Origin of the sequence: Propionibacterium acidifaciens DSM 21887 (assembly GCF_000426605.1) — a bacterium.
Lineage (GTDB): Bacteria > Actinomycetota > Actinomycetes > Propionibacteriales > Propionibacteriaceae > Propionibacterium > Propionibacterium acidifaciens.
In genome coordinates this window covers 71,436-90,408 of record NZ_AUFR01000002.1, presented here as the reverse complement: position 1 = coordinate 90,408, position 18,973 = coordinate 71,436, and the positions used below count along the sequence as shown (strand labels likewise).

Annotated in this window: 20 protein-coding genes and 2 pseudogenes; 8 read left to right on the top strand and 14 right to left on the bottom strand. The window is 73.5% G+C overall.

The window, feature by feature from the left end; all coding sequences use genetic code 11:
- Positions 1–30 precede the first annotated feature (30 nt).
- The 6 genes from trmB to K336_RS13710 all read left to right on the top strand — a co-directional run bounded on the left by trmB (position 31) and on the right by K336_RS13710 (position 5,092).
- Positions 31–822, top strand: coding sequence for a tRNA (guanosine(46)-N7)-methyltransferase TrmB (trmB, locus tag K336_RS0101935; RefSeq protein WP_233418691.1), 792 nt, complete (start codon positions 31–33; stop codon positions 820–822).
- Entirely contained in the window at positions 819–1,682 is an 864-nt protein-coding gene (gene truA, locus K336_RS0101930) for a tRNA pseudouridine(38-40) synthase TruA (protein WP_028706145.1), read from the top strand. The genes trmB and truA overlap by 4 nt, the downstream gene beginning before the upstream one ends.
- Before the next feature lies 1 nt (position 1,683).
- Entirely contained in the window at positions 1,684–2,295 is a 612-nt protein-coding gene (locus tag K336_RS0101925; RefSeq protein ID WP_021798634.1) for a class I SAM-dependent methyltransferase, read from the top strand.
- Positions 2,296–2,600: 305 nt separating this feature from the next.
- Positions 2,601–3,182, top strand: coding sequence for a hypothetical protein (locus K336_RS16710; protein WP_051245317.1), 582 nt, complete (start codon positions 2,601–2,603; stop codon positions 3,180–3,182).
- A 381-nt stretch (positions 3,183–3,563) separates the two neighbouring features.
- The gene (locus K336_RS0101915) at positions 3,564–4,445 is read left to right on the top strand and encodes a CPBP family intramembrane glutamic endopeptidase (protein WP_051245316.1); all 882 of its coding nucleotides are present in this window, start codon (positions 3,564–3,566) and stop codon (positions 4,443–4,445) included.
- The gene (locus tag K336_RS13710; RefSeq protein WP_081660502.1) at positions 4,442–5,092 is read left to right on the top strand and encodes a TetR/AcrR family transcriptional regulator; all 651 of its coding nucleotides are present in this window, start codon (positions 4,442–4,444) and stop codon (positions 5,090–5,092) included. The genes K336_RS0101915 and K336_RS13710 overlap by 4 nt, the downstream gene beginning before the upstream one ends.
- Positions 5,093–5,199: 107 nt before the next feature.
- On the opposite strand, the pseudogene K336_RS13705 reads toward K336_RS13710, so the two are convergent.
- The 6 genes and pseudogenes from K336_RS13705 to K336_RS13695 all read right to left on the bottom strand — a co-directional run.
- Positions 5,200–5,976 (bottom strand): annotated as a pseudogene (locus K336_RS13705) (ECF transporter S component); the annotation flags it as partial.
- A complete protein-coding gene (locus K336_RS0101900) occupies positions 5,973–7,577 on the bottom strand; it encodes an ABC transporter ATP-binding protein (RefSeq protein ID WP_028706143.1) in 1,605 nt (534 codons plus the stop codon). The pseudogene K336_RS13705 and the gene K336_RS0101900, both read right to left, overlap by 4 nt.
- The gene (locus tag K336_RS13700; protein ID WP_051245314.1) at positions 7,574–8,794 is read right to left on the bottom strand and encodes a CbiQ family ECF transporter T component; all 1,221 of its coding nucleotides are present in this window, start codon (positions 8,792–8,794) and stop codon (positions 7,574–7,576) included. Before K336_RS13700 ends, K336_RS0101900 begins: the two co-directional genes overlap by 4 nt.
- A gap of 246 nt (positions 8,795–9,040) precedes the next feature.
- Positions 9,041–9,823, bottom strand: coding sequence for a hypothetical protein (locus K336_RS0101890; protein ID WP_028706142.1), 783 nt, complete (start codon positions 9,821–9,823; stop codon positions 9,041–9,043).
- Positions 9,824–10,118: 295 nt separating this feature from the next.
- On the bottom strand, positions 10,119–10,586 hold the full coding sequence (locus tag K336_RS18325) for a hypothetical protein (RefSeq protein WP_155944953.1): 468 nt from the start codon (positions 10,584–10,586) through the stop codon (positions 10,119–10,121).
- Positions 10,556–11,366: pseudogene (locus tag K336_RS13695) on the bottom strand (ABC transporter ATP-binding protein). Before K336_RS13695 ends, K336_RS18325 begins: the two are co-directional and overlap by 31 nt.
- 429 nt (positions 11,367–11,795) lie before the next feature.
- Here K336_RS13695 and K336_RS0101875 point away from each other — a divergent pair.
- Both K336_RS0101875 and K336_RS0101865 read left to right on the top strand, forming a co-directional pair.
- Positions 11,796–12,404 carry a superoxide dismutase gene (locus K336_RS0101875; RefSeq protein WP_021797989.1) on the top strand — a complete coding sequence of 203 codons (609 nt, stop codon included), beginning with the start codon at positions 11,796–11,798 and terminating at the stop codon, positions 12,402–12,404.
- A gap of 279 nt (positions 12,405–12,683) precedes the next feature.
- Entirely contained in the window at positions 12,684–13,814 is a 1,131-nt protein-coding gene (locus K336_RS0101865; protein WP_043150051.1) for a resuscitation-promoting factor, read from the top strand.
- Between the two features lie 46 nt (positions 13,815–13,860).
- Here the strand turns inward: K336_RS0101865 and K336_RS13690 are convergent, their stop codons facing one another.
- The 8 genes from K336_RS13690 to infA form a co-directional block, all read right to left on the bottom strand.
- Entirely contained in the window at positions 13,861–14,658 is a 798-nt protein-coding gene (locus K336_RS13690) for a carbon-nitrogen hydrolase family protein (protein ID WP_043150049.1), read from the bottom strand.
- Between the two features lie 236 nt (positions 14,659–14,894).
- The gene (gene rplQ, locus K336_RS0101855) at positions 14,895–15,422 is read right to left on the bottom strand and encodes a 50S ribosomal protein L17 (protein WP_028706140.1); all 528 of its coding nucleotides are present in this window, start codon (positions 15,420–15,422) and stop codon (positions 14,895–14,897) included.
- A 43-nt stretch (positions 15,423–15,465) separates the two neighbouring features.
- Positions 15,466–16,488, bottom strand: a complete 1,023-nt coding sequence (locus K336_RS0101850; protein ID WP_021797995.1) for a DNA-directed RNA polymerase subunit alpha — start codon at positions 16,486–16,488, stop codon at positions 15,466–15,468.
- A gap of 156 nt (positions 16,489–16,644) precedes the next feature.
- Positions 16,645–17,250, bottom strand: coding sequence for a 30S ribosomal protein S4 (gene rpsD, locus K336_RS0101845; protein ID WP_021797997.1), 606 nt, complete (start codon positions 17,248–17,250; stop codon positions 16,645–16,647).
- A 31-nt stretch (positions 17,251–17,281) separates the two neighbouring features.
- Positions 17,282–17,689, bottom strand: a complete 408-nt coding sequence (gene rpsK / locus K336_RS0101840) for a 30S ribosomal protein S11 (RefSeq protein ID WP_021798001.1) — start codon at positions 17,687–17,689, stop codon at positions 17,282–17,284.
- Positions 17,690–17,734: 45 nt separating this feature from the next.
- Positions 17,735–18,109 carry a 30S ribosomal protein S13 gene (gene rpsM, locus K336_RS0101835; protein WP_021797990.1) on the bottom strand — a complete coding sequence of 125 codons (375 nt, stop codon included), beginning with the start codon at positions 18,107–18,109 and terminating at the stop codon, positions 17,735–17,737.
- A 206-nt stretch (positions 18,110–18,315) separates the two neighbouring features.
- Complete coding sequence (gene rpmJ / locus K336_RS0101830; protein ID WP_016667967.1) at positions 18,316–18,429, bottom strand: 50S ribosomal protein L36; 114 nt, start codon at positions 18,427–18,429, stop codon at positions 18,316–18,318.
- Positions 18,430–18,485: 56 nt separating this feature from the next.
- A complete protein-coding gene (gene infA / locus K336_RS0101825) occupies positions 18,486–18,707 on the bottom strand; it encodes a translation initiation factor IF-1 (RefSeq protein WP_021797992.1) in 222 nt (73 codons plus the stop codon).
- Between the last annotated feature and the right edge of the window lie 266 nt (positions 18,708–18,973).

Genomic DNA, 18,973 nt, shown 5'->3' with positions numbered 1-18,973 from the left:
GGGACGCCCGGACCAGTAGGCTGGTTGACCGTGCCAGAGCATCTCGCCCCGTCCCGCCCGGCCGGGCCCGCGTCCCGTGGCGCGCCGGGGAACGGCGCCGCCGTGGGACGCCCGGGCCGTGGCGTCGTCTCGTTCGTGCGCCGCAGCCCCCGCATGAACGCCTCCCAGCACCGGGCGATGGACGAGCTGGCGCCCCACTACCTCATCGACGTGCCGCGCTCGTCCATGTCGACCTCGATCGCCCCGGGCACCCGGGTCGACCTGGCCGAGCGCTTCGGCCGCGAGGCGCCACTGGTCGTCGAGATCGGCTCGGGGGTCGGCGAGTCGCTCGTCGCCATGGCCGCCGCCCGCCCGGAGCTGAACGTACTGGCCTTCGAGGTCTACGCGCCGGCCGTCGCCTCGACGATGGGCAGGCTCGAGCGCGCCGGCGTGGACACCGTGCGCCTCGTGGCGGCCGACGGGGTGGAGGGCCTGCGCGAGCTCGTCGCCCCCGCGGGGCTGACCGAGCTGTGGACCTTCTTCCCCGATCCGTGGCCGAAGAAGCGCCACCGCAAGCGGCGCCTCGTCGGCCCGGAGCTCGCCCGGCTCGTCGCCGACCGCCTCGTCGACGGCGGCCTGTGGCGTCTGGCCACCGACTGGGAGGACTACGCCGACCAGATGACCGAGGTGCTGGGCTCCAACGGGCTGTTCGTCAACAGCTGCGCCGACCGGCCCGGCGGCTGGGCCCCGCGCGGCGACCGGCCGCCCACCCGCTTCGAGCGGCGCGGCCTGGCGGCCGGGCGCGCCATCCGCGACCTCGTGTGGGCCAGGGCGCCCCGATGAGCCCGGGGACCGCACGGGCGGGGACGCGCCGCCTGCGTCTGGACATCGGCTACGACGGGACCGGCTTCCACGGCTGGGCCGCCCAGCCGGGCCTGCGCACCGTCGAGGGCGAACTGGCCCGCTGGATCGGACGCCTCGCCCGACTGGGCGCCGACGCCGAGCTGACGGTCGCCGGGCGCACCGACGCCGGCGTCCACGCCCGCGGGCAGGTCGCCCACGTGGACCTGCCCGCGGGCGTCGCGCCTGAGGCGCTCGCGCACCGCCTGCGCAGGGTCCTGCCGCCGGACCTCGTCGTCCACCGGATCGTCGGGGCACCGGCCGGCTTCGACGCCCGCTTCGCGGCACTGTGGCGCCGCTACGTCTACCGCCTGTGGGACGAGCGCTCGCGCCCCGACCCCCTGATGCGTGGCCACGTCACCGCCGTCGGCGGGGTCCTCGACACGGCGGCGATGACAGGGGCGGGCGCGCGCCTGCTGGGGCTGCGAGACTTCGCGGCCTTCTGCCGCCGCCGCGAGGGCGCCACGACGATCCGCACCCTGCTCGAGTGCACCGCCGTCCGCGCCGACGACCCGTGCGGCACGGTGGAGCTCACGGTGCGCGCCGACGCCTTCTGCCACTCGATGGTGCGCTCCCTGACCGGGGCCCTCGTCGCCGTCGGCACCGGCCGCCGGCCGCCGGAGTGGATCGACGAGGTGGCCGCCAGCACGCGCCGCCACGGCGGGGTGACCGTCATGCCGCCCGGCGGCCTGTGCCTGGAGGAGGTCGGCTACCCCGACGAGGGCGCGCTCGCCGAGCGCGCCGACCGGGCGCGCGCCGTCCGGACCCTGCCGCCCGACGACTGCTGCACCACGGAGGGATGAGATGGGCCACTACTTCGTCACGCCCGCCGGCCCGGCCCGGCCGCGCACCGTGCGCGCCCGCATCTGGGGCCGCGAGCTGACCCTCATGAGCGCCGACGGCGTCTTCAGCGCGCACCGCCTGGACCCGGGCACCGCGGTACTGCTGCGCGAGCTCGACCCGCCGGCCGACCGCGGGGCCCGCCTCCTCGACCTGGGCTGCGGCATCGGCCCCATCGCACTGGGACTGGCCCTGGAGTGCCCGAGCGCCCTCGTCGACGCCGTCGACGTCAACGAGCGCGCCGTCGAGCTGACCGCCGCCAACGCGCGGGCCCTCGGCGTTGCCGACCGTGTGAGGGCCGTCCGCCCCTCCGACATCGGCCCCGCGGTGCGCTACGACGAGATCTGGTCGAATCCCCCCGTCCGCATCGGCAAGGCGGCCCTGCACGAGCTGCTGGGCACCTGGCTGGGGCGGCTGCGCCCGGGCGGCGTCGCACACCTGGTCGTGGCGAGGAACCTCGGCGCCGACTCGCTCGCCGCCTGGCTCGTCCGTCAGGGCTGGCGGGTCCGGCGCGTCGGCTCGTCCAGGGGCTACCGCGTCCTCGACGTGACCGGCGGCGGGGACGGCGGGCTCTGAGCCCGACGGGCCCCGGCCGTCACCGCAGGCACAGGGTCGGGGCCCGGCCGCGGCTCCGGCGCCCGGGTCGGTTCCTGGCCGGTTCGGCCGCGGGGACGCGGCCCGGCGCGGCAATCCTCCTGCGAACAGGCCCCCGGGCGGAGGGTGGGTCCGGTCGTAGAATCGGGGCAGGACGTCGTTGTCCGGTCGTCGCGTGTGGGCGGGGTCCGCCCGTGCGGAGGGGCCGGCGGCCTCGTCGATCCGTCTTCTCATCAGCTCGCGGGAGCGGCGCCCGCCGTGCCCGGCCCCCGCGGAAAGGACCGCACATGTCCATCAGCAAGAAGTCCCTCGGCAGGAGGGCGGCGGCAGTCTCGATGAGCCTCGTCGCGGCGGCCTCGCTCGCCGGGTGCTCCGGCTCGTCCTCCTCCTCGTCCTCCCCGTCCTCCGGCTCGGCGTCGGCGAGCGCCTACTCGACCGTCGAGGACTGCACCGGCGCGGGCCAGGTGTGGCTGGTCGTCTCGGACGACGAGGGCCGGGTCATGGCGAACCAGTGCGTCGGCACCCCCGAGAACGGCACCGCCGCCCTCGAGTCCGCCGGCCTGGCGATCGGCCGCGACAGCAGCGGCCAGTTCATCTGCCAGATCGGCGACTACCCGTCCGAGTGCCCGACCACCTATGACAAGTACTGGAACTACTACCACGCCGAGCCGTCGGGCACTTGGATCTACTCCCAGGAGGGCGCCGACACCTTCAAGCCCGAGGCCGGCTGGATCGAGGGCTGGTGCTACGGCTCCACCTGCACGCCCGAGGGCATCGAGGGCGACGCCGCCCCGCAGGTCAGCAGCGCCGAGCCGGCGACCGGCGACGCGAGCGAGAGCCCGTCGGCCGCGGAGTCCACGGCCGCCTGACCGGCCGCCCGTCCCCGGGGCCCACCGCGAGCTTCGGCCCGCGGCGGGCCCCGCGGCGTTCGGGCCCATCGGCCCGCGCCCCTCGCCCGCTGCCGCGTGCGCGGCGTCGAAGTGCTCGACGCGCGGGTGGAGGCGGACCGGGTCCTCCCCGACGCCGAGGCCCTCTCGGACGGGCGGATGGACGTGCCCGCGCAGCCGCGCGCGGCAAACGACTTCCGCGCGGAACCGGCAGGGGCCGTCGCGGCCGACGCACGTCCCCTCCCGCCGGCCGGTGGCCTCACCCGCGATCCCGGACCCGAATCATGCACCCGGCGGCGCCCGGGAACCCTTGGCGGAGTCCCCCGCATTGATTTCTCTACGTTGTAGAGTAATGTTTCGTCCATGTCCCTTCCACGTTCCGTCCGCACCACCGCCGGCCCCAGTCGAGGAATCGATCGCCCCGCCGTCCGCCTCTACAGCCGTGTCGGACTGTTCTACGGCCTCGCCATCGCCATCCCCTGGGCGCTGTGGACCGCGGCGAGCCTCGTCTCACGGGCCGGGCAGGGCACCGCGGCCCGCTGGGTCACGAGCGGACTGGGGCTCGCCGGGCTCGCGTCCCCGATGCTGACAGCCGCCGCACTGATCCGCCGCGATCCCCGGCTGCGCCGCGACGTCATCGGCCGCATGACCGCACCGAGGGGCACCGCCCTCGCATGGGCCGCCGTCGCGATCGCCCTCATGCCGATCGCCCTGCTGGCGGCCACCGCCGTCTCCGTCGCCTGCGGCGGATCGACGGAGCAGTTCGAGCTCAACCGGCACTCCGCCGTCATGATCGGCACGATCCCCGGCTGGGTCACCATCACTCTCGCCCCCCTCCTCGAGGAGCTGGCCTGGCACGGCTACGGCACCGACGCCCTCACCGCCCGGTGGAGCCTGTGGCGCGCCACGTGGGCGTTCACGGTCTTCTGGGCCCTGTGGCACGCCCCGCTCGCGGGCATCAGGGGCTCCTACCAGGCCGAGGTCACCGACACGGGCCCGCTCGCCGGCGCCAACTTCCTGCTGTCGCTCCTCCTGTTCACGATCCTGATGAACTGGCTCTACTACCGCTGCGGCCGGAGCATCTGGATCGCCGTGCTCTTCCACCTGTGCGCCAACGTGGGCAACGAGCTCTTCCGCACGAGTCCCGGCACCAAGGTCATCCAGACCCTCATCCTCGTCCCCGTCTGCATCTGGGTACTCTGGCACGATCGAGCCCTGTTCCTCACCCGACCGGAGACGCAATGAGCCCTCGTCCGCCCAGGACCAACCGGCAGGAGATCGTGCGCGCCGCCATCGCCCTCATCGACGCCGACGGCATCGACTCGTTCAGCATGCGGCGCCTGGCATCCGCGATGGGTGTGGACCCGATGACGCTCTACCATCACCTGCCGAACAGGGCCGCGCTCCTCGACGCCGTCGTCGACGAGCTGTGGAGCAGCATCGAGCTCGGCGAGCCCGCCCCGGGCACCGAGTGGCGGGAGAGCCTCGCGGGCCTGGCGCACCGCCTGCGCGGCGTCCTCCTGGAGCACCCCCGGCTCATCGCGCTCGTCGGCACCCGTCCGGCTGTCACGCCGCACATGCTGACCACCATCGACCGGGTACTGGGCTGGCTCGATCGCGACGGCCTCGCGCCCGCCGAGGCGCTGCGGCTGCTCGACTGCGTCACCGGCTACGTCGTCGGCAAGGTCCAGGGCGAGCTCCGCCGGCCCGTCGGCGGCCCCGGCGTGTCCGTCGACACGGCGCTCGAGGGCACGGACGGAACGAGCCATCCGCACCTGACGCGGGCACTGGCCACGGGCTACGGCTGGTCGCCCGACGAGGAATTCGCCCGCGGGCTCGACGCCATGCTCGGCGGCTGGGGCGGCGGCCCCGTCCCGCCAGAGCGCCGGTGACGGCCCCGGCACCAGCGGTGAGAACCGGCGCAGGAGGCGCGGGCCCCGGACGAGGAGCCGCGAGGAGCGCCGGCGGCCGGGCCGTCCGGCTCCGCGTCGACCGTCTCGAAGAGGGCCCGCCGGTCGGCCCGGCGCAGCACCCTCAGCACGCCGGGGCCGACGACGATGATCGCCACCGTGTTGGTGACGGCCCGGCCGACGTTCCAGCCCATGCCGGTGGCCAGCTCGAACAGGACGAAGGTGTGCAGATTGTGCGCCAGCCCGGCGTCCGCGTCCCAGCTCAGCCCGGTGCCGGCGCCCACGTTGTAGGGCCAGAAGGCGAAGTCCATGAGGGCCCCGTAGAGCACCGCGCTCACAACGCCCCAGCCGCACAGCATGGCGATCTCTCCGGCGCCGCGCACCCTGGCGGGCAGGACGCCGGCGACGAGCCCGACGTAGGCGCAGCACAGCGCCTGGTACGGCAGCCACGGGCCGACGCCGCCGGTGAGCAGGGCCGAGGTGAGCATGACGAGGACGCCCATGATGAAGCCGAAGCCGGCCCCGAAGACGCGCGCCCCGAGGATGACGAGGAAGAAGATGAGGTCGATGCCGGTGGTGCCGGCGCTGAGGGGTCGCAGCACCGCGTCGATCGCGGTGAGCACCCCCAGCATGGCCAGGGCCTTCACGTCGATGGCGCCGCTCGCCAGTTCGACGAGCACGAGGGCCAGCACCACGGGCAGCACGAGGGCGAGGACGAAGGGCGCCCGCTCCGTGAAGGCGCCGGTACCGGCCGCCGGCACGACGAGGGGCCAGCAGAAGGCGGCCAGCCCGAGGACGCCGGCCGCTGCGAGCGCGACGCGCGAGCGCCACGCGGGGGTGGCGGCTCCCCCGCCGGAGCCCCTCATGGCCGGGCCGCCTTCGCGCCGGACCAGTCGACGTCGTCCAGGGTGAGGACCGGGCGGGGCGCGAGGACGCGGGCGAGCTGCGGGGCGAAGCCGGGCGAGGCCGTGCAGACCTCGCGGGTGGGCCCGTCGGCGACGATCTGGGCGTCGGCCATCATGATCGTCCGGTCGCTCACGGCGGCGGCGAACTCGACGTCGTGGGTGCTCACGAGCACGGTCGTGCCGTCGGCGGCGAGCCCGCGCAGCACGGCGCACAGCCGGTGCTTGACCTCGTAGTCGAGACCCCGGGTGGGCTCGTCGAGGAGCAGGACGGCGGGTCCGGCGGCCAGCTGGATCGCCAGGACGAGGCCCAGGCGCTGGCCCTCCGACAGGTCACGCGGGTCGGCCCCCGGCGGCGGGTCCAGGCCGAGGCGCTCGAGGAGCGTCCTCGTCGTGCCGTCGGCCGCGTCGGCGTCCCGGTCGGCGCGGGCGCACTCGGCGGCGACGCTCGGCAGGTAGAGCAGGTCGGCCGCGGTCTGGGGCACGAGCGTGATGATCCGGCGGGCCGCCCGGGCGCCGAGCCGGCGCGGATCGGCGCCCGCAACCTCGAGCTCGCCGGTGCTGCGGAGCGCCCCCTGGAGGGCCCACAGCAGGGTCGACTTGCCGGCGCCGTTGCGGCCCATGAGGGCGGTGACGCGTCCGGCATCGAGTTCCAGGCTCACCCGGTCGAGCGCGACGACGGGCCCGTACGAGACGCCGAGTCCCCGGGCCCGCACGGTCGTCGGGCCCACGGGAACGGCCGGGCGCCCGACGAGGCGCGGCTCCAGCCGGTCGCGCTGCACCCGTCGGCGGGCCTCGCGCACCGACAGGGGAACCTCGGCCCAGCCGACGGCGCGGGCGAGCTCGGCGAGCGGGGGGACGACGTCCGCGCGGGCGAGCACCTCGGGGGCCGGCCCCAGCTCGGCCCGGCCCCCGCCCGGCAGCCACAGCACCCGGTCGACCTGCTTCATGACCCGCTCGAGCCGGTGCTCGGCGAGGACGACGGTGAGTCCGGCGTCCCACACGAGGGCGCCGATGGCGGCGAGCACATCGCTCGCGGCGGTCGGGTCGAGCGCCGAGGTGGGCTCGTCCAGGACGAGCACCTGGGGCTGCACGGCGAGCACGGCGGCGATGGCGACGCGCTGCTGCTGACCGCCCGAGAGGCTGCGCAGGCTGCGGCGGCGCAGATCGGCGATGTCCATCGTGTCGAGGGTCTCCTCGACGCGCTTGCGCATGACGTCGGGGGCGATGCCGAGCTGCTCCATGCCGTAGGCGATCTCCTCCTCGACGACGTCGGTGGTGAAGCCGGCGAGCGGGTCCTGGCCCACGAAGCCGACCAGGTCGGCCATGTCGCGGGCCGCGTGCTCGGCGACCGAGCGCCCGGCGACCCTCACCGTGCCGCGCATGCGCCCGCCGCTGAAGCGCGGGACGAGCCCGTTGATCGCGCCGAGCAGCGTCGACTTGCCGGTGCCCGTGCGGCCCGTCACGAGGACCAGGTCGCCCTCGTCGATGTGCAGGCTCACCTCGGACAGGACGGGCGCGGCCGGGCCCGGGTAGCTCACCGACAGCCGCTCGACGTCGATCACCGCTCGTCACCTCGTGGACGGAGCCGTTCCGGCCCGCAGCCGGGCCGCTCCCCCTCGTCGTCGCGCCCGGCGCCGGCGCGCTCGTCGGCCCGGGCGAGCCAGTCACGGACCCGCGGCGGCGCGGGCGTGAGGAGCGCCGGGGCGCCCAGCGAGAGCCCGGCCAGCACGAGGAGCGGGTGGAGGGCAGGCGGCGCCAGCGGCGGCAGGACGACAGTGAGCGTCCGGGGCGCGAGGGAGCCGACGAGCACCGTCGCCGCCACGGCGAGCAGACCGCACAGGAGCACCGTCCACTCCGGCCCCGACCAGGGGTCGGGCCGGTAGCGGGTGACGCACAGCCCCCGCCCGGCCAGGTGCAGGGCCGCCCACGAGGCGAGCAGACCCGCCGCGAGCAGGCCGCCCCACAGCACCCGGGAGTGGCCGCCGCCGAGCATGAGGAAGGCCCCCAGGCCCAGGCCGACCAGTCCCACCAGCCCGAGAAGGGCGCCCAGCGGCGAACTGCCGACGGCCCGCGTCCGGCCGAAGCCGCGCGACTCCATGCTCCGGGCCAGGCCCATGGCCCGCTCGACGGAGTCCTCGAGGACGGGGACGACGATCGGCAGCAGGGCGCCGGCGCCCCGACCGGCGTCGCCGCGCAGCCGGCGGGCGCGGCGCACGCGGGCGAGGGACTCGACCATCTGGGGGGCGACGGTGAGCGCGATGACGACGGACACCGAGATCTCGTGGAGGGCCGCCGGGACGGAGCGCAGCGCCCGCCGCGGGTTGGCCAGGGTGTTGGCGGCGCCGACGCACAGCAGCATGGCGGCCAGGCGCATCGCGTCGAAGCAGGACATGAGCAGCGGCTCCAGGTAGACCTTCCCGCCGACGCGCACGCCGGCGGCCCAGGCCGGCAGCGACAGCTGGGGCAGGCGCCACAGGAGGGTGCCGGAGCGTGCCGAGCCGAGCACGACCGCGACGAGGATGCGCATGACGAGCACGAAGCCGGCCAGCGACAGGTGGACGCCCAGCGAGCGGGCCCACGGCTCGTCGGTGCGCCGGCGCAACACGGTGACGAGGACGGCGGCGCACACGAGCCCGATGAGCCAGGGGTTGGTGGTGAGGCTGACGGTCACGGCCGCGCAGATCGCCCAGGACCACCAGGCCCAGGGGTGCACGGTGCGGCCGGCGAGTCGGGCGCCGCCCGGCCCCGGGCCGCCTCCGGCCCACGTCCTGCTCGACACTGGTCCCCCCGTCCGCGCCCGGCCGACGCCGTCCCGGCGGGCACGACCGAGGGTACAACGCCCGATGGCCCCGCGCAGCGGCCCGGCCCACCCGCGCAGCGGGAGCGCCGCCGATGAGCTCCTCATACGTCCTCGGCGGGCCCGCCCGACCGCGCAGCGGGCGCGCCGACGGACGCCGCCGCTCGGCTTCCGGACGCCCTCCGGCCCCACCCGCGCGGCGGGGCGCCGGCCGGGCGGGGCGCCGGCTCACGCGGTGCGCTCGGCGACCCTGACGAGGATCTCGGGCCAGGTCCTCTCCAGGCGCCGGCCGGCCAGCCGGACGCCGCCCCGGCAGGCGAGCGCGCCGATGAGCAGCCCGACGGCCAGGCCCGCCCAGCCCAGCCCCCGGGCGCCCATGGACGCGAGGGCGAACAGGACGATCGGGGGAAGGGCGCCGATGACCGGCATGACCATCGACAGCAACGACCCGACGAGGCCCTCGACGCTGTCGCCGGTGCTGCGGAGGCCCAGGCCCGCCGTGGGCGGCGGCAGGGACTGCTGCCACATCGAGTCCACCCAGGTGCCGGTGCCCAGCGCGACGAGCCACGGGCCGACGGTCATGCCGAGCAGTCCCGGCACGTCGAGGCCGAGCGTCACGACGAGGTTCACGGCCAGGAGCGGGCCGGTGAGGAGGGCGACGACCACGACGCGCGCCGCCCGCTCGCGGGCGGCGGGCACCTGCGCCAGGGCCAGGATCCACAGCGCCGAGCCGTCGTCGCTCAGGCCCCAGGCCGAGACGGTCGCGGTCATGACGGCGCACAGGAACGGCGCGATGAGGAGCAGCTCCGTCCGGCCCCTGGTCAGAGCCGGGACGAGCATGATGAACGGCACCGCGACGAGTCCGAGCAGCTGCACGACCCGCCGCGAGTCGCGGCGCCGGTAGCGCAGCTCCCCGCCCATGAGCGCGCCCACCGCCCCTCCGGGCAGCAGCGCGTCGAGTCGCGAGCCCCTGATCCGGACGGCCTCGACGGAACGCGGGCCCGGACTCACCAGGACGCGCTCGATGAGGCGCTCCCAGAATCCGGGCCGGCACGGCGACGAGGGCGAGCGAGGCCACGAGGTGGACCGCCAGGGACGCCCATGCGCCCTGCTGCGCGTCCCAGGACAGCGACCAGCACCAGCCGAACGGCGTCCACCGCGCCGCCTGCGCAGCCGCCATCACCCCGGCCGGCGGCCCCGGACTCGACAGATGCCGCGCCAACTCGTCCGGGAGGACCTGGAGGAGCGCGCAGACCCCGAGGATGCCCAGCAGCAGGAGGACGCCCAGCGTCTCGCGCACCCGTCGTCATCCCAGCACGGCGCCGAGCCCGGTCACGGTGGTGCGCACCGCCAGGGTGCAGAGAACGACCCCCAGCACCAGCTGGAGGACGCCCACGAGCAGGGGGCAGGGGCTCGGAGCGCCAGGCGACGACCACGAGGACGCCGACGGCGATCGCTCCGGGACCGAGCAGGCCCGCGACGAGCAGGCCGGGGACCAGCTCGCGGCCGCGGCAGGGCGTGAGGGCGGAGCGGGTCGGGTCGAGCGGGTCCGCGCCGGCCCCGAGCAGGGCCAGGAGCGGCCAGACGAGGGCGACGGCCGCCATGGCGAGCGTCGGGAGCGGCCCGCGCGCGGGGCGGCCCCGTCGGCCCCGAGGACGACGAGCGGGCCCAGAGCGTGGAGGAGGACGACGGCCGAGGCGACGATGCGCCCCGTCGAGGCCGTGAGGCTGCGCCAGGCCAGCCTCAGTCGGAGCCGGACGAGGTATCCAACCACGAGAGCCCACCCCCGTCCATCCGGCGGGCGCCGACGAGCTGGAGGAAGCGCTGCTGCAGCGGCATGCCGGCGCGCACGTCCGCGGTGGCGCCGACCGCGAGGAGGCGCCCGCCGGCCGTGACGGCCACGCGGTCGCACAGCGTCTCGACGAGCTCCATGACGTGGCTCGGCATGATGACGGTCCCGCCGCCGGCGGTGCGCCGGTGGAGGATCTCCCGGATCGTCTCGCCCGAGACCGGGTCGACCGACTCGAAGGGCTCGTCGAGCACGAGCAGGCGCGGGTTGTGGACGAGCGCGGCGGCCAGGCCGATCTTCTTCGTCATGCCGGCGGAGTGGTCGCGGACCATCGTGTCGGCGTCGCCGGCCAGGCCCAGGGTCACGAGCAGCTCCTCGGAGCGCCCGCGGGCGGTGGCGATGTCGAGCCGGTGCATGCGGGCGACGAACTCACGCAGTTCGCGCCCGCTGAGGCGGTCGAGGGTCCGCAGGCCGTCGGGCAGGGCGCCCAGTCGGGCAGGACGCCCATGAGGGCCTTGGCGGCGGACGGGTCGGACCAGACGTCGTGCCCGGCGACGGCCACGCGCCCCTGGTCGGGGCGCAGCAGGCCGGTCGCCAGCGACAGGGCCGTCGTCTTGCCCGCGCCGTTGGGGCCGACGAGCCCGAACAGGGAGCCGGGACGTCCAAGTCGATGCCCGCCACCGCGCAGCGGACTCCGAAGAACTTCACGAGATCCCGGACCGGCAGCGCCGCCCGGGGTCCGTCGGGGGCGGGGCGGGCATCCATCCGGGGGCGCCCATGCGGGGCGCCCGGTGCCGGTCGGTGGCATCGTCGTGCTGCTCATGGAACCGTTCTCGCCTTGTGGGGGCGAGAACGCATCCTCCGCACGACGGAGAGGCCGCCATGGTCGGGGGTCCGCCGTCGGCCGCAGGGCGCGTCCCCCGGACGACGGAGGAGTCCCGGACCATGGAGCGCATTGGTCGTGTGAACACCGCGGACCTCCGCACGGCGGGGGATCCCGGTCATTTCCGACCGCCCCCGCAGTCCCCGGTCGCGCGTCCCCCGCACGGCGGAGGAACCGCTGCGGGGGCGTTCACCGTGAGCGCTCGGGCCCCCGGGCTGGAATACCCCGGGCCGTCCGGGCGTTCTCCTGATCGACAACCACCGAGGACCGACAACCAGCCCTCCGCGCACCGGGGGGCGGAACGAGGAGACATGGCCGTTTACACGCTTCCGGATCTGCCCTACGACTACTCCGCTCTCGAGCCCTACATCTCGGGCGAGATCATGGAGCTCCACCACGACAAGCACCACAGGGCCTACGTCGACGGCGCCAACACGGCCCTCGACAAGCTGGCCGAGGCGCGCGGAGCGGGTGACTTCGGCACCATCAACAAGCTCGAGAAGGACCTGGCCTTCAACCTCGGCGGCCACGTCAACCACTCCGTCTTCTGGCGGAACATGGCCCCCAAGGGCTCCGGCCCCGAGGCCCCCACCGGTGAGCTGGCCGAGGCCATCGACGAGTTCTTCGGCTCCTTCGAGACGATGAGGGCCCAGTTCTCGGCCGCGGCCACCGGTATCCAGGGCTCCGGCTGGGCCTCGCTCGTGTGGGACCCGCTGGGCAGGCGCATCCAGACCCTGCAGTTCTACGACCACCAGAACAACCTGCCGGCCGGCGCCACCCCGATCCTCCAGCTCGACATGTGGGAGCACGCCTTCTACCTGCAGTACAAGAACGTCAAGGGCGACTACGTCAAGAACTGGTGGAACGTCGTCAACTGGGCCGATGTCTCCGAGCGCTTCCTCGCCGCGAAGAACGCCTGAGCCGCGCCGGCGCGGCGGTCACCTCAGGAAACTCGAGGCAACCGCTCGCCCGGACGAAGGGGCTCCCCGCGGATGCGGGGAGCCCCTTCCTTCGTCCCGACCAGCGCATTCGCTCCGGGACGGCGGCGCGCGGCCCCGGACCGGCGCGGAACGGCCCCGTACGCCTTCTTCCACATTTCTCAGCTCTGTCTTAGACTGGGGGCGCTCACGCGACGCGCTCTTCCTCCGTGCCGGAGCGTGGCACAGGACACTCACCCAGCTCATCAGGAGTCCGAACGCGTGAAGAAGACATGGACCGCCCCGGTCGCCACCTGCGTCGGTGCGGCGACGCTGTTCACCAGTGGGTTCAGCATCGCTCTGGCCGACAACGACGTCGAGCTGACGGTCGACGGCCAGACCACCCACGCCCACCAGCTGGGCGGCACGGTCGCCGACCTGCTCAACGCCCACGGCATCGCGCTCGGCGAGCACGATGCCCTCAACACCTCGCTCGACACGAGGATCACCGACGGCCAACAGGTCTCGGTGAACTACGGCCGTCCGGTCAACGTCACCATCGACGGCGCGGAGAACTCGCTGTGGACCACCTCCACCAGTCTCGACGACGTCCTCGACTCGCTCGGCGTGGCCGATGACGCCCGTATCTCGATCGACCGCAGCACCCGCATCGAGCGCGAGGGCATCACGGTCACCGCGGTGACTCCCAAGCACGTCACGCTCGTCGCGGACGGCCAGGACCGCACCATGGTCTCCACCGACGAGACCGTCGCCGACCTGCTCGCCTCCAACGGCATCACGCTCGGCGAGAGGGACCGCGTGAGCGCCGACGTGAGCACCCCCCTCACCGAGGGCATGCGCGTCCAGGTGCAGCGCGTCACCGTCCAGGACGTCAAGACCACCGAGACGATCGCCCACGACACGAAGAAGATCGAGGACGACAGCCTCGACTCCGGCACCGAGAAGGTGACCAAGGAGGGCAAGGACGGCTCCAAGGACGTCGAGTACGAGGTCGTCATGGTCGATGGCGTCGAGGAGAGCCGCACCACCAAGTCCGAGAAGGTCGCCTCCGAGCCCGTGACCGAGGAGGTCGCCGTCGGCACGAAGAAGTCCTCGTCAGCGAAGTCCTCGTCAGCCGGCGGGAGCACCGGCTCCACCGATGGCCTCGACCTGTCGAACGCCGCCATGTGGGACCGGATCGCCGCCTGCGAGTCCACCGGCAACTGGTCGATCAACTCCGGCAACGGCTACTACGGCGGCCTGCAGTTCGACAACCAGACCTGGCTCGGCGCCGGCGGCGGCCAGTACGCGCCCCGCGCCGATCAGGCCACCCGCGAGCAGCAGATCACGATCGCCAACAAGGTCTACGCCCAGCGCGGCCTCTCGCCCTGGGGCTGCGCCTCCGCCGCCTGACCCCCGGCGGCCGCCCATCTCCGCCCCCGGCCCGCCGGCCCCTCCGTCAGGGGGCGTCGGTCGGCGTCCCGGCGGAGGATCCGTCCTCGAGGACGGGCAGCCGGGCCCGGACGACGTCGGCGAGATCGAGATCCACGTCGACGACGGCCAGCCCGGGCCCCGTCCCGAGCTCGAGGAGCACCTCGCCGGAGGGGTCCACCACCATCGAGTGCCCCACCCCGGTGGGCGCCGTGCCGCCCCCGCCGGGATCCGCCTGGTCGACGGCGATGACGAAGGACGCGCAGTCCATCGCCCGCGCCGTGACGAGCGTCCTCCACTGGTGCACCTTGCCCGCCCCGGGCGCCCACGAGGCGCACACGAGCACCGCCCTGGCGCCGCGGCGGGCCAGGGCGACGAACTGGGCCGGGAACCGGACGTCGTAGCAGACGGCCAGCCCGATGCGCTCGGCCCCGACCCGCGCCAGGACCAGGCGGTCCCCCGGCGCGACCCGAGCCGACTCCCGCCGCCCGAGGGCGTCGAAGAGGTGGATCTTGTCGTACCGGGCGCCGCCCGGCCCCGTGACCAGGAGCGTGTTGCGCACCCGGCCGTCCGGGGAGTCGGTGAACATCCCCACCGCGATGACGACGCCGAGCCGCGCGCCGAGGGCGCGCACGGCGCTCGCCCACGGCCCGTCGAGGGGCTCGGCCGCCTCCGCCGGGTTCCGCCGGAAGGAGCACATCGTCGCCTCCGGGAGGACCACCAGCTCGGCCCCCAGGTCGGCGGCGCGGGCCGCGAGATCGGCGATCTGCGCCAGGTTCTCCCGGGGCTCGGTGGTGGCCAGCAGCTGGGCGAGGGCGATCCGCATGGACCCACCCTCGCCCAGGAGCGGCCCTCCGGGCAAGCCGCCCGTCACCGCCCCGCGTCACCCCGCCCCGGGCTCGAGCCTCCCCTGCACAGAACCCCGACGAACCTCGGGCGACCACGACGGGGCCAGCGAGCGGCCGGCACACGCACCCCCCGACCCCGGGGCCACCCGCATGACGCGCAGGACCCCCGACGCCCCTTCCGGCGTCGGGGGTCCTGCGCGTTCTCGGGGCGGTCTCAGGCCTCGTCGGCGGTGTCCGCGTCGGCGGAGGCATCGTCCTCGGCCGGAGCGTCCTCGGACGAGGACTCCTCGTCGTCGACGGGGGCGTCGGCGGCGGGCTCCCCGACAACGTCCTCGACCGTGTCCTCGACCGTCCCGGCGGCGGGCGCGGAGGCCTTGGACTCGACCGGATCGGTGATGATCTCGAGGACGGCCATCGGGGCGTTGTCCCCCCTGCGGTTGCCGATCCGCGTGATGCGGGTGCAACCGCCCTCGCGGCCCTCGAGCACCGGGGCGATGTCGTCGAAGAGGTGGCGCAGCACGTCCTTGTCGCGGATCGTCCTGGCGACACGACGACGACTGTGCAGATCGCCGCGCTTGGCCTTGGTGATGAGCGTCTCGGCCAGCGGCTGCACGCGGCGGGCACGGGTCACCGTGGTGGTGATGCGGCCGTGCTCGAACAGCTGGCTGGCGAGGTTCGCCAGGATGATCCGCTGGTGGGACGCGCTGCCGCCGAGGCGGGGACCCTTCGTGGGCTTGGGCATTGTTCAACTCTCCAAATCATGTGGCGCGCACGAGGCGCACGGATCAGTACTGTTCCGTCTCGGCGTAGTCGGCGCCGTCGTCTTCTTCGTCCTCGTAGCGGTCCACAGCGGCCAGCGGGTCGAAGCCGGGGGCGCTGTCCTTGAGGGACAGGCCCAGCTCGGCCAGCTTGTCCTTGACCTCGTCGATCGACTTCGAACCGAAGTTGCGGATGTCGAGCAGGTCCTGCTCGGAGCGGCTGACCAGCTCGCCCACGGTGTGGATGCCCTCGCGCTTGAGGCAGTTGTACGAGCGCACCGAAAGGTGCAGGTCGTCGACCGGCAGGGCCAGGTCGGCGGCCAGCTGCTCGTCGACCGGGCTCGGCCCCATCTCGACGCCCTCGGCCTCGACGTTGAGCTCGCGGAACAGACCGAAGAGCTCGACGAGGGTCTTGCCGGCGGACGCCACGGCGTCGCGCGGGCGGATGCTCGGCTTGGTCTCCACGTCGACGACGAGGCGGTCGAAGTCGGTGCGCGTCTCGACGCGCGTGGCCTCGACCTTGTAGCTCACCTTCAGCACGGGCGAGTACAGCGAGTCGACGGGGATCCTCCCGATCTCGGCGTCGGGGTCGTTGTTGAGGGTGCTCGACACGTAGCCGCGGCCCCGCTCGACGATGAGCTCCATCTCGATGGAGCCGTCCTCGGACAGGGTGGCGATGTGCAGCTCGGGGTTGTGGATCTCGACGCCGGCCGGCACCGCGATGTCGGCGGCGGTGACCTCGCCGGCGCCCGACTTGCGCAGGTACATGGCGACCGGCTCGTCCTCCTCGCTCGAGAGCACGAGGCCCTTGAGGTTGAGGATGATCTCGGTGACGTCCTCGACGACGCCCGGCAGCGTGGAGAACTCGTGCTGGTTGCCCTCGATCTTGATCGAGGTGATCGAGGCGCCGGGGATCGAGCTGAGCAGCGTGCGGCGCAATGAATTGCCGAGCGTGTAGCCGAAACCGGGCTCGAGGGGCTCGATGACGAAACGCGAGCGGAAGTCGCTGACGACCTCCTCCGACAGGGTCGGACGCTGTGCGATGAGCATTCTTCTGCCTTTCCGCCCCGACCGCTATATGACGGGGCGATGAGTGGGCTGCGGAGACCTCCTCGCAACCCGGTGGGGACGCGGGGACCGGCCCCGCGCGCCGTGAAGAGGACGACCGCCCCGCACCGGCGGAGGACCGGCGCGGGGGCGCGCCGACTACTTCGAGTAGAGCTCGACGATTGCCTGCTCGTTGACGTCCACGACGATCTGCTCGCGCGTGGGCAGCTGATGCACGAGGATGCGCATCCTGTTGGGCTTGACGGTGAGCCAGGCGGGCACGTCGCGCTCGCCGAAGGTCTCGCGGGCCACGACGAAGGGGACCATGCCCTGGCTCTTCGGGCGCACGTCGATGATGTCGAGGGCGCTCACGCGGAAGCTGGGGATGTTCACCTTCCTGCCGTTGACGAGGAAGTGGCCGTGGCTCACCAGCTGGCGCGCCTGGCGGCGCGTCGTGGCGAAGCCGGCGCGGTACACGACGTTGTCGAGGCGGGACTCGAGGATCTGCAGCAGCAGATCGCCGGTCTTGCCCTGGCGGCGCGAGGCCTCCTCGTAGTAGTGGCGGAACTGCTTCTCGAGCACGCCGTAGGCGAAGCGGGCCTTCTGCTTCTCGCGCAGCTGGAGGGAGTACTCCGAGTCCTTCGTCCGCCCGCGGCCGTGGACGCCCGGGGCGTACGGACGGCGCTCGAAGGCCTTGTCATTGCCGACCAGGTCAACCCCGAGGCGACGGGACTTCTTGGTCATGGGGCCGGTGTAACGGGCCATTGTTGTTCAGTCCTTTTCTGCTTGGTCGGGTTCAGACGCGGCGGCGCTTCGGGGGGCGGCAGCCGTTGTGCGGCACCGGGGTGACGTCGGAGATCGTGCCGACCTCCAGACCGATGGCGCCGAGCGAACGGATGGCGGTCTCGCGGCCGGAGCCGGGGCCCTTGACGAAGACGTCGATGCGCTTCATGCCATGGTCCATGGCACGACGACCAGCAGCCTCGGCTGCCATCTGCGCGGCGAACGGGGTCGACTTGCGGGAGCCCTTGAAGCCGACGGTGCCGGCGGAGGCCCATGCGATCACGGCGCCGGAGGCGTCCGTGATGGCGATGATCGTGTTGTTGAACGTGCTCTTGATGTGGGCCTGCCCGGCGACCACATTCTTCTTCTCCTTGCGCCGCACCTTGGTCCTCGCGGCGCTCTTGCGGGCTGCTGTAGCCATGAGTTCTGTGTCTCCTGGAATCCTTGTTCCGCGTCACCCGCAGGCTCAGCGGGCCTTCTTCTTGCCGGCGACGGCCTTCTTGCGGCCCTTCCGGGTACGGGCGTTGGTGCGGGTGCGCTGGCCCCGCACGGGCAGGCCGGAGCGGTGCCGGCGGCCCTGGTAGGCGCCGATCTCGATCTTGCGGCGGATGTCGGCGGCAACGGCGCGGCGAAGATCGCCCTCGACCTCGTAGTTGGCGTCGATGAAGTCGCGAAGGGCGACGAGCTGCTCGTCCGTCAGGTCCTTCACGCGGATGTCCGGGCTGATGCCGGTGGCTTCCAGAATCTTGTCGGCCCGGGTCCTGCCGATGCCGTAGATGTGGGTGAGTGCGACCTCGAGGCGCTTCTCGCGCGGCAGGTCGACTCCTTCGAGGCGTGCCATGTGGCGATACCTTTCGGATTGTCGGTCGATTCCGTACGACCGCGAAGGTTGTGGCGTGAGGCGTTCCCGTTGGCCCGGCGAGCGGTTCGCCGGCGGGCCCCGGCCTTCGTCCGGGGGTTCGACTGGGCGGCTCCCAGCCCTGCTCTCACGTTGGGCGCCGCCGCGGCGGTCCGCGGCGGTTGTTCAGTTGTCCGAAGAGCGGGTTCTCAGCCCTGGCGCTGCTTGTGGCGCGGGTTGGTGCAGATCACCCGGACGACACCGCGGCGACGGATCACCTTGCAGTTGTCGCAGATCTTCTTGACGCTCGGCTGGACCTTCATCGAGCCTCTCCTTGCTGGGCCGCGGGGCGGGCGCCCGCGGCCGTGGGTTGACGTGATTACTTGTGGCGGTAGACGATGCGTCCGCGCGTCAGGTCGTAGGGGGAGAGCTCCACGACGACACGATCCTGGGGCAGGATGCGGATGTAATGCTGACGCATCTTCCCGCTGATCGTCGACAGCACCTTGTGGCCGTTGTCCAGCTCAACACGGAACATCGCGTTGGGCAGGGCCTCCACGACCGTGCCCTCCAGCTCGAGGGCCCCCTCTTTCTTGGTCATTGACTCTCAATCTCTCGATCGAACGCTTGGACGTGCCCGGCGGCCGCAGCCGCAGGACACCCGCATGCGAGCATGCGGGCACCATCGGGCACAAAGAACCGACGGTCAATGCTACGACACCGGGGGCTCACGCCCAAGTCACCGGGGCGCACGTCCGAATCCGCCCGGATCCCCGCCGGACGGGCGCGCGGCATCGACGCCAGCCCCGGTCGCGGAGGCGCCACAGGATTCCCACCGGATGGAGCGCGAGGGCCGGGCGATCTGCT